This is a genomic window from Streptosporangium longisporum (genome assembly GCF_039534895.1).
Taxonomy (GTDB): Bacteria; Actinomycetota; Actinomycetes; order Streptosporangiales; family Streptosporangiaceae; genus Streptosporangium; species Streptosporangium longisporum.
Genome location: NZ_BAAAWD010000021.1, coordinates 34,231 through 43,527, shown reverse-complemented (window position 1 = coordinate 43,527; position 9,297 = coordinate 34,231). Strand labels below are relative to the sequence as shown.

Annotated in this window: 11 protein-coding genes; 2 read left to right on the top strand and 9 right to left on the bottom strand. The window is 72.1% G+C overall.

Going from position 1 to position 9,297, the window contains the following annotated elements; translation table 11 throughout:
- Nucleotides 1-281: 281 nt before the first annotated feature.
- Nucleotides 282-884, bottom strand: coding sequence for an LGFP repeat-containing protein (locus ABD832_RS35375; protein ID WP_344904415.1), 603 nt, complete (start codon nucleotides 882-884; stop codon nucleotides 282-284).
- A 331-nt stretch (nucleotides 885-1,215) separates the two neighbouring features.
- Here ABD832_RS35375 and ABD832_RS35370 point away from each other — a divergent pair, with 331 nt between their 5' ends.
- The gene (locus ABD832_RS35370) at nucleotides 1,216-2,469 is read left to right on the top strand and encodes an FG-GAP repeat domain-containing protein (protein ID WP_344904418.1); all 1,254 of its coding nucleotides are present in this window, start codon (nucleotides 1,216-1,218) and stop codon (nucleotides 2,467-2,469) included.
- 409 nt (nucleotides 2,470-2,878) lie between these two features.
- Here ABD832_RS35370 and hisF read toward each other — a convergent pair whose 3' ends face one another.
- From hisF to hisD, 8 genes are all read right to left on the bottom strand, one after another.
- Nucleotides 2,879-3,649: an imidazole glycerol phosphate synthase subunit HisF gene (gene hisF, locus ABD832_RS35365; protein ID WP_344904701.1), complete on the bottom strand. Its 771-nt coding sequence runs from the start codon at nucleotides 3,647-3,649 to the stop codon at nucleotides 2,879-2,881.
- A 22-nt stretch (nucleotides 3,650-3,671) separates the two neighbouring features.
- Entirely contained in the window at nucleotides 3,672-4,394 is a 723-nt protein-coding gene (gene priA, locus ABD832_RS35360) for a bifunctional 1-(5-phosphoribosyl)-5-((5-phosphoribosylamino)methylideneamino)imidazole-4-carboxamide isomerase/phosphoribosylanthranilate isomerase PriA (RefSeq protein WP_344904698.1), read from the bottom strand.
- Between the two features lie 4 nt (nucleotides 4,395-4,398).
- Nucleotides 4,399-4,740 (bottom strand): hypothetical protein, encoded by a 342-nt coding sequence (locus ABD832_RS35355; protein WP_344904695.1) that lies wholly within the window; start codon nucleotides 4,738-4,740, stop codon nucleotides 4,399-4,401.
- A gap of 61 nt (nucleotides 4,741-4,801) precedes the next feature.
- The gene (gene hisH / locus ABD832_RS35350; protein WP_344904692.1) at nucleotides 4,802-5,437 is read right to left on the bottom strand and encodes an imidazole glycerol phosphate synthase subunit HisH; all 636 of its coding nucleotides are present in this window, start codon (nucleotides 5,435-5,437) and stop codon (nucleotides 4,802-4,804) included.
- A complete protein-coding gene (locus ABD832_RS35345) occupies nucleotides 5,431-5,586 on the bottom strand; it encodes a hypothetical protein (protein ID WP_344904689.1) in 156 nt (51 codons plus the stop codon). Before ABD832_RS35345 ends, hisH begins: the two co-directional genes overlap by 7 nt.
- 27 nt (nucleotides 5,587-5,613) lie before the next feature.
- The gene (gene hisB, locus ABD832_RS35340) at nucleotides 5,614-6,234 is read right to left on the bottom strand and encodes an imidazoleglycerol-phosphate dehydratase HisB (protein WP_413224699.1); all 621 of its coding nucleotides are present in this window, start codon (nucleotides 6,232-6,234) and stop codon (nucleotides 5,614-5,616) included.
- Nucleotides 6,231-7,301 (bottom strand): histidinol-phosphate transaminase, encoded by a 1,071-nt coding sequence (locus ABD832_RS35335; protein ID WP_344904707.1) that lies wholly within the window; start codon nucleotides 7,299-7,301, stop codon nucleotides 6,231-6,233. The genes hisB and ABD832_RS35335 overlap by 4 nt, the downstream gene beginning before the upstream one ends.
- Before the next feature lie 32 nt (nucleotides 7,302-7,333).
- Complete coding sequence (hisD, locus tag ABD832_RS35330) at nucleotides 7,334-8,641, bottom strand: histidinol dehydrogenase (protein ID WP_344904685.1); 1,308 nt, start codon at nucleotides 8,639-8,641, stop codon at nucleotides 7,334-7,336.
- Nucleotides 8,642-8,740: 99 nt separating this feature from the next.
- On the opposite strand from hisD, the gene ybaK reads away from it, so the two are divergent.
- Entirely contained in the window at nucleotides 8,741-9,241 is a 501-nt protein-coding gene (ybaK, locus tag ABD832_RS35325) for a Cys-tRNA(Pro) deacylase (protein ID WP_344904682.1), read from the top strand.
- The last annotated feature ends 56 nt before the right edge of the window (nucleotides 9,242-9,297 follow it).

Genomic DNA, 9,297 nt, shown 5'->3' with positions numbered 1-9,297 from the left:
GAGGCGTGCACCCTGGCCGGAGGCTGCACCACCGGCACGGTCACGATCACCGTCACCCCCCGGTGCGCGGCCCCGCCCCCGCAGGCCCCCGGCGCCTGACCCCGTCCCCACCGACATCCCGCCCGTCAGCGGCCCGTGCGGGCCACGGGATCGAGCCCGCCCCCGCCGACCGGCTCGACCCCGCCGCCGAACACCCCTGCTGACCGGCTCGACCCCGCCCCCGAGCGCCCCCGGCGCCGTGACCCTCACCTGCTCCCCCGCGGCTCGCCGGACGCGACGGCTCAGTGCGCGACACGGACGGAGGTGGGGATGCTCCAGGGGCCGCAGTCGGAGCTGAACGTGCCGCGGTCGCACCCCTGGACGACGAAGGCGAACCTGTTGACCTCGTGCCCGTTGGTGGTGCTGCACACGTCGCCGTCGCAGTACGGCGTCATGACGTACTGGCCGCTCCACGGGGTCAGCCGGCCGACCTTGACCTGGGTGGCCCGGCCGCCGTCCTTGCTCCAGCGGACGTTGAAGAAGTCCCAGTCGCGCCCCACGCCGCTCCATTTGAAGACGACTTTGTTCCCCTTCTGGTACGCGCGCACCAGGGTGCCGTTGCCCAGGTTCGGAGACCAGACGATCTTGCCGTTGCGGAAGGTCTGCCAGGAACCGCGCTTGTCGGGGTAGCCGAACTCCTTGCTGGTGGGGCAGCCGTAGACGCTGCCCTGGCCGCCGTTGGAGCGCCACAGACCACCGATCAGGCTGCCCTCGGGTGCCACCAGTGACGCGTCGCACGCGCTGTGAGCGGTCGAGGCCTGCGCGCCGGTCGGCACGGCGAGGACGGTGGCGCTCGCCGCGACGGCGACGGCGAGACCGAGAAGTGAACGAGAGGCGCGTCCCATGGAAGTGGTCCTTTCGGGTGGGATTCGCTGTTGCCCCTCATATGTACGATGAGCCGCTTTCACCCCGGCATCCACGCCTTGAGAATGACTTGCAAGCCGCATATCCGACCTTACAAAGCCCTAATATCCCGACATATCCATAAATACATAGGAGGTCAAAATAAAGACGAGAAACCTGACACTCCCGGCCCTCGCCCTGCTGCTCTGCGGATGCACCCTCGTCACCGAGCGGGACGCGTCCCCGGTGCCGTACGTGACCCCGTCGGCGCTGTTGCCCGAACCGCCGTCACCACCACCGTCGTCGTCCCCCCGGCCGGATCAGGAGAGGCAGGTGGCACTGCCGCCCCCCGAGGGAAAGGGCAGCCGCGACCCCGGCGACGTCAACGGCGACGGCTTCGCCGACCTGGTCCTCCTCGTGCCCCACGACCGCTGGTCACCCGATCTCGTGATCGTGTACGGCTCGCGGCACGGGCTGAATCCCGTGACCCGGACGACGGTGGCCTCCACGCACGTGGAATTCACCCTGGGGACGAGCACCGCCGATCTGAACGGCGACGGCTTCGCCGACATCCTCGCCCACGGCCGTCCGGCGAAGACGCTCAAGAAGCCGGAGGCGCCGTACATCCTGTGGGGCGGCCCGAAGGGGGTGGATCCCACGGTCAGACCGACCCCCCTCGGAAGCCTTTCGGCCTCTATCGCCCTCATGGAGGCGGGGACCGCGGGGGACTTCGACGGCGACGGCAACGCCGACCTGGCGATCCCGGCACGGGAAACGGACAATCCGGCCCCCTTCTTCTCGACCCACCTGGCGCTGCTCTACGGACCGTTCGCCTGGGTCGGCACCGCCCGGCGTCACGACATCCGGCGCTCACCCGACGGAGAGGCGCCCGGCCCCATGATCGCGGGAAGGATCGGCCGTCACCGCGCCACCGACCTGGTCGAGCACATCTCGGGCATCGAGGGCCAGAACGCGCCGTGGCTCCTCAAGGGCGGCCCCACCGGCCTCTCCCGCACCCCTTCCACACTGAACGAGGGCGGCACCGTGGCCGTGGGCGACTTCGACGGGGACGGCAGGGACGACGTCGTGGTCGCCGACGACGGCGGACGCCACGGCGAACCGGGGCACGAGACCGAGCCACCCGAGGTGGACGGCGTGATGACCGTCTCCTTCGGCGGGGCGCGACGTGCGCCACAGGTGTTCAGGAACATCAGGTTCGCACGGGACCTGGTGGCGGGAGACTACGACGGCGACGGGGACGACGACCTCGCGGTCGACCTCGGCCAGGACGGCGGCCCCGGCCGCGTCGAGCTGTTCCACGGCGGAGGCTCCGGGCTGCGTCGCAGCGGGAAGACGACCCAGCGGCTCGGGCCGGCCACAAGCCCGACCGGCCGGAAGGAGTCCGGCTCGAACCGCCGGGCAGAACTGCAGGGGGCGGCCGACTACGACGGCGACGGCCGGGACGAGCTGGCGCTGACCTGGTCCGCCTACTACTCCGAGGAATCGGGGTGGGAGCGGGGAGTGTCGGTGTGGTGGATCACGGACGGCACCCGCGACGAGACCGTCTTCGGCACCGGCGGCTGGTGAGCGCGGCGCCGCACCGCGTCACAGGAGCTGTACCGTCGCCGAAAGGCCCGGCCCTGCGCTCGAAAGGCCCGACCCTGCGCTCCTTTCCGCAGGGGCGCTTCAGCTACGGCGGCTCCCCCGGGTCGTCCCGCAGGGAGGCTTCAGCGTCGGCGCGCACCCTGGGCGGCCGGAGACGGAGCGGCTACGGCCTGCACCCCCTACGGCCGGATCGCGGTGCGCGGAGGCGGGCCGGTGTTCCGGGCGGCGTATAAGAAAGCGTAACCGTCGCGCCCGACAGGCCGGAGGCCTGACCGCCGGAGCGCGCCACGACGGCCGCCCGGAGCACCGGCCCGCCGCAGCGCGAACCCCGCCCGCTCTCACCCCGGACGCCGCCCCACCCTGAGAATCACCACATCCAGGAAAACCGGGATCAGCGAACCGGATGCCCCGCCAGCCGCAGCGTCTCCTTGACGTCACCGATCTTCAACTGCCCGAAGTGGAACACCGAGGCGGCCAGCACCGCGTCCGCCCCCGCCTCCACCGCCGGTGGGAAGTGCTCCAGCTCCCCGGCGCCGCCGCTGGCGATGACCGGGACCGACACCGCGGTCCGGACGAGCCGGATCAGCTCCAGGTCGTAGCCGTCACGCGTGCCGTCGCCGTCCATGGAGTTGAGCAGGATCTCCCCCACGCCGAGCTCCTCGCCCCGCCGCGCCCACTCGACCGCGTCGAGGCCGGCGCCCCGGCGGCCGCCGTGCGTGGTCACCTCGAACCCCGAGGCCGTGGGCGGGCCGTCGACGACCCGGCGGGCGTCCACCGACAGGACGATGCACTGCGCCCCGTACCGCTGCGACGCCTCGGTCAGCAGCTCGGGCCTGGCGATGGCCGCGGTGTTCAGGACGACCTTGTCCGCACCCGCCCGCAGCAGCTTGTTCACATCGTCCACCGAACGTATCCCGCCGCCCACCGACAGCGGGATGAACACCTGCTCGGCGGTCCGGCTGACCACGTCGTACATGGTCGTCCGGTCGGAGCTGGAGGCCGTGATGTCCAGGAACGTGAGCTCGTCGGCCCCCTCCGCGTCGTAGCGGCGGGCCAGCTCCACCGGGTCCCCGGCGTCCCTGATGTTCTCGAAGTTGACGCCCTTGACCACCCGCCCGGCGTCCACGTCCAGGCAGGGGATCACGCGCACCGCGACACTCATCACAGGCTCCTCGAAAGGCAGATCACGAACGTACCGCCGCGAGGGCGTCCTCAAGGGTGAAGGCCTGCGCGTACAGCGCCTTGCCGACGATGGCGCCCTCGACGCCGATCGGGACCAGCGAGGCCAGGGCACGCAGGTCGTCCAGGGACGAGACGCCGCCGCTGGCGACCACGGGCTTGTCCGTACGGGAGCAGACCTCGCGGAGCAGGTCCAGGTTGGGGCCGCGCAGCGTGCCGTCCTTGGTGACGTCGGTGACGACGTAGCGGGGGCAGCCGTCGCCCTCCAGCCGCTCCAGGACCTCCCACAGGTCACCGGCATCCTGGGTCCAGCCCCGGGCCGCCAGGGTGGTCCCCCGCACGTCGAGGCCGATCGCGATCCGGTCCCCGTACTCAGAGATGATCTTCGCGCACCAGGCCGGGTTCTCCAGCGCGGCGGTGCCGATGTTCACCCTGCGGCAGCCGGTGGCCAGCGCCAGCTCCAGGGTCGCGTCGTCGCGGATGCCTCCGGACAGCTCCACCTTGACGTCGAGCGCCCCCACCACGGTGGCGAGCAGCTCGCGGTTGCTGCCCCGGCCGAAGGCCGCGTCCAGGTCGACCAGATGGATCCACTCCGCACCGGCCTCCTGCCAGGCGAGCGCCGCCGACAGGGGGTCGCCGTAGGAGGTCTCGGTGCCCGCCTCGCCCTGGACCAGGCGGACCGCCTGGCCGTCGGCGACGTCCACGGCGGGGAGCAGCTCAAGCGACATCTGTTCAGGTCCTCCGGTCGAAAACAAGGGTGAGGAAAAGCGGTACGAACAACAGGGACAGGACCAGGGTGCCGAACCGCGCGGCCCACGAGGACCAGAGTAGCCAGGCGATGACCTGGACGATCAGGAACAGCACCGCCGCGACGGCGTTCTGCGCCCGGCGGCGCCGGGCCATGATGCCGCCCTGGGACACGATTTTGACGGGTCTGCCCGGCAGCAGCGCGGTCACCCTGCCGACGCGCTCGCGCCGGCGCGCCAGCCTGGCCTCGCGCTCGGCGCGCAGGGCCTCCTGACGGGCCCGCTCCGCCTCCCGCTCGGCCCGCCGCCTGGCCCGCTCCTTGCTCACCACGTACCCGCCGGAAGGCTCGTCGCGAAGACACCCGCCGAAGATCCGCCGCAGGAAAAGCTCACGCGATCGTTCCCAGCCAGTTCACGAGCAGCTGGGCCCCGGCGTCGCCCGACTTCTCCGGGTGGAACTGGGTGGCCGCCAGCGGCCCGTTCTCCACGGCCGCGACGAACGGCACGCCGTGCTCGGCCCAGGTGACCAGCGGGTCGTCGAAGCCCGGCCCGGGATGCAGCTCCCAGGAGCGTACGCCGTAGGAGTGCACGAAGTAGAAGCGCGTGGCCGCGTCGAGCCCGGCGAACAGCGCGGTCTCCGCCGGGGCCTTGACCGTGTTCCACCCCATGTGCGGCAGGACCGGCGCCTCCAGGCGCTCCACCGTGCCCGGCCACTCCCCGCAGCCCTCGGTCGTGACGCCGTGCTCGACGCCCGTCTCGAAGAGGATCTGCATGCCGACGCAGATGCCCAGCACCGGCCGTCCCGCCGACAGGCGCCGCGCGACGATCCGCTCGCCCCGTACGGCGCGCAGCCCGGCCATGCAGGCCGCGAACGCTCCGACCCCGGGGACGACGAGGCCGTCGGCCTCCATCGCCGTCTCGTAGTCGGCCGTGACCGTGACGTCCGCGCCGACCCGGGCCAGGGCCCGCTCCGCGGAGCGGAGGTTGCCCGAGCCGTAGTCGAGAACCGTTACCTTCTTCACCACCACAGCACCGCCGCCGTCGTCGCCAGGACCGCCAGAACGCCGAGCAGCACCGCGCCCCGCCTCAGGCCCTGTTTGATGAATGAGATGATCCCGCCGACGAGGAAGAGGGCCACGAAGGCCATCGCGACCGCCGACCAGTTGTCACTCACGGCCGCGCCCTCTCGTCCGGGAACCGGTCACAGCACGCCCTTGGTACTGGGCACCCCGGTGGCACGCGGGTCGCGCTCCGAGGCCGCCCGCAGCGCCCTGGCCAGCGCCTTGAACTGGGCCTCCACGATGTGGTGGGCGTTGCGCCCGTACGGGACGCGCACGTGCAGGCAGATCGCGGCCTGGGCGACGAACGACTCCAGGATGTGCCTGGTCATCGTCGTGTCGTACTCGGCGCCGATCATCGGCGCCATGCCCTCGGGCTCGGCGTGCACCAGGTACGGGCGGCCGGACAGGTCGACCGTGACCTCGGCGAGCGACTCGTCCAGCGGGCAGGACGCGTTGCCGAACCTCCGCAGGCCCGACTTGTCGCCCAGGGCCTCGCGGAACGCGGCGCCCAGCGCGAGCGAGGTGTCCTCGATCGTGTGGTGGGAGTCGATGTGCAGGTCGCCCTCGGTCTTCACGGTCAGGTCGAACAGGCCGTGCTTGCCGAGCTGGTTCAGCATGTGGTCGAAGAACCCGACACCGGTGGACACCTCGACGTTCCCGGTGCCGTCGAGATCGACCTCGACCAGCACCGAGGTCTCCTTGGTGACGCGCTCGACCCGACCGCGACGGGGCGCGGCCGTGCCGCCGGCAGTGATGCTCACAGGATCTCCTCCAGGGCGGCGCGGAACGCCGCCATCTCCTCGGTCGTTCCGATCGAAACCCTAAGCCACCCCGGCGGGCCCACCTCACGGATCAGCACCCCGCGGTCCAGCAGGCCCCGCCACACCGCGTGCCGGTCCTCGAAGAGCCCGAACAGCACGAAGTTGGCGTCCGAGTCGGCGACGGTCAGCCCCCGGCCGCGCAGCCACTGCACGACGGAGTCCCGCTCGGCCCGCAGCGTGTCGACCGCGCTCAGCAGCTCGGCCCGGTGGGCGAGCGCGGTCAGCGCCGCCGTCTGGGTGAGCGTGGACAGGTGGTACGGCAACCGGACCAGCAGCAGGGCCTCGACGACCGCCGGGTGGGCGGCCAGGTAGCCCACCCGGGTACCGGCCATGGCGAACGCCTTGGACATGGTCCGCGTGACGATCAGCCTCGGGTTGTCCGGCAGCAGGGTCAGCGCCGACGGGGTGCCGGTGCGGGCGAACTCGAAGTAGGCCTCGTCCACCACCACGACGCCCGGCGCCGCCTCGACGATCCGGGCGATCAGCGCCGGGTCCAGCGCGGTGCCGGTCGGGTTGTTGGGCGAGGTCAGGAAGACGACGTCGGGCCGGTGCTCCTCGATCGCGGCGACCGCCTTGCCGGGGTCGATCCCGAAGTCCTCCTCGCGCGAGGCGGAGATCCACTCGGTGGACGCGCCGGTGGTGATGATCGGGTGCATCGAGTAGGACGGCTCGAACCCCATCGCCGACCGGCCGTGGCCGCCGAAGGCCTGCAGGATCTGCTGGAGCACCTCGTTGGAGCCGTTGGCGGCCCACACCTGCTCCACGCCCAGGCCGTGGCCCAGATATCCCGCCAGCTCCCGGCGCAACTCCAGCGCGTCCCGGTCGGGGTAGCGGTTGAGCTCGGAGGTGACGCCCCGCACGGCCTCGGCCAGGTCCGCGACCAGGGACGCGGACGGCCCGTAGGGGTTCTCGTTGGTGTTGAGCCTGACCGGGACGTCGATCTGCGGGGCGCCGTAGGGCGTGCGTCCCCGCAGGTCGTCCCGGATCGGCAGGTCCTCCAGCCTCATGGGCGCACCGGCCTCACCGGACGAAGGAGCCGTCACGACGGCACCTCCCCGTCGAACCGGGCGCGGATCGCCGCACCGTGGGCGGGAAGGTCCTCGGTGTCGGCCAGCACGCACACGTGCGCGGCCGCCTCGGCCAGGGCCTCGCGGCTGTAGTCGACGACGTGCACGCCCCGCAGGAACGTCTGCACCGACAGTCCCGAGGAGTGACAGGCACAGCCGCCGGTGGGCAGCACGTGGTTGGAACCGGCCATGTAGTCGCCCAGCGAGACCGGCGCGTACGAGCCGACGAAGATCGCCCCGGCGTTGCGCACCCGGGCGGCCAGCTCGGCCGCCCCGGCGGCCTGGATCTCCAGGTGCTCGGCGGCGTACGCGTCGACGACGCGCAGCCCGGCCTCCATGTCGTCGACCAGCAGGATGCCCGACTGGCGCCCGGCCAGCGCCTCGGTGATCCGCTCGGCGTGCTTGGTCGCGGCGACCTGGCGGGGCAGCTCCCGCTCGACGGCCCCGGCCAGCTCCTCGGAGTCGGTGACCAGGACGGCGGCGGCGATCGTGTCGTGCTCGGCCTGGCTGATCAGGTCGGCGGCCACGTGCACCGGGTCGGCCGTGGCGTCGGCCAGGATCGCGATCTCGGTCGGGCCGGCCTCGGAGTCGATGCCGATCCGCCCCTTGAGCAGGCGCTTGGCCGCGGCGACCCAGATGCTGCCCGGGCCGGTGACCATGGCGACCGGCCGGCACTCCTCGGTGCCGTAGGCGAACATCGCCACCGCCTGGGCGCCTCCGACGGCGTAGACCTCGTCCACGCCGAGCAGCGCGCACGCGGCCAGGATCGACGGGTGCGGCCAGCCGCCGAACTCACGCTGCGCGGGCGAGGAGACCGCCAGGGAGGCCACCCCGGCCTCCTGGGCCGGGACCACGTTCATGATCACGCTGGACGGGTAGACGGCCCGGCCGCCGGGGACGTACAGCCCCACCCGGTCGACGGGGATCCAGCGCTCGGTGACCGTGCCGCCCGGCACGACCTGGGTGGTGACGTCGGCGCGGGCCTGGTCGCGATGGACGAGGCGGGTGCGGCGGATCGACTCCTCCAGCGCGGCCCTGACCCTCGGGTCGAGCTTCGCCAGCGCCTCGGTGATCACCTCGGCGGGCACGCGGGTGGACTCCAGCTCGACGCCCTCGAACCGGGCGGTCAGCTCGCGCAGCGCGGCGACCCCGCGATGGCGCACGTCCTCGCAGATGGGCCGCACCTTCTCCAGGGCGGCTTCGACGTCGAGGTCGGCACGGGGCAGCACGTCACGGAGGTCCTCGGGGAGGGCCCCTCGCAGGTCGGTACGGGAAATCACCCATTCAGTCTACGGAGGCGCGCCACCCGTTATCGTCACGTCCACCATGCGGACAGCACCTTTACGATGTAGATTTCGTTCAGCCGCTACGCTCCCCGCGTGAGCAAGAACAGGAACAGGGGCGGCCAGGGAACGCCCGCGACGGTGGCCCTCACCCAGGCCGGGGCCGATTTCACCCTGCACCCCTACGAGCACGACGCGAACGCCCAGGCCTACGGCGAGGAGGCCGCCGACGCGCTGGGCGTGCCGTACGGGCGGATCTTCAAGACGCTGGTGGCCGAGGTGGAGGGCGGCCTGGCCGTGGCGGTCGTGCCGGTGGCGGGCAAGCTCGACCTCAAGGCGTTCGCGGCGGCACTGGGGAGCAAGCGGGCGGCGATGGCCGACGCGGCCAAGGTCGAGCGGGTCACCGGGTACGTGGTCGGCGGCATCAGCCCGCTGGGCCAGCGCAGGCTCCTGCCGACCGTGGTCGACGCCTCCGCCCTGGAGTTCGGGACGATCTACTTCTCCGCCGGGCGGCGCGGGCTGCAGATCGAGACCTCCCCCGCGGAGCTGGTATGCCTCACCAAGGCCGTCACCGCCCCCATCGGCAGGACCGCGTGACCTCCCGCCGAGCCCACCCGTCAGAACCACGCGATCGGGAAGCACACGACCGCCAG

What these genes read in the sequence shown, in the direction of transcription:
- ABD832_RS35335 (WP_344904707.1), bottom strand. Translation starts at nt 7,301, where the DNA reads ATGAGGCTGGAGGACCTGCCGATCCGGGACGACCTGCGGGGACGCACG.
- ABD832_RS35375 (WP_344904415.1), bottom strand. Translation starts at nt 884, where the DNA reads ATGGGACGCGCCTCTCGTTCACTTCTCGGTCTCGCCGTCGCCGTCGCG.
- priA (WP_344904698.1), bottom strand. Translation starts at nt 4,394, where the DNA reads ATGTCGCTTGAGCTGCTCCCCGCCGTGGACGTCGCCGACGGCCAGGCG.
- hisF (WP_344904701.1), bottom strand. Translation starts at nt 3,649, where the DNA reads ATGAGTGTCGCGGTGCGCGTGATCCCCTGCCTGGACGTGGACGCCGGG.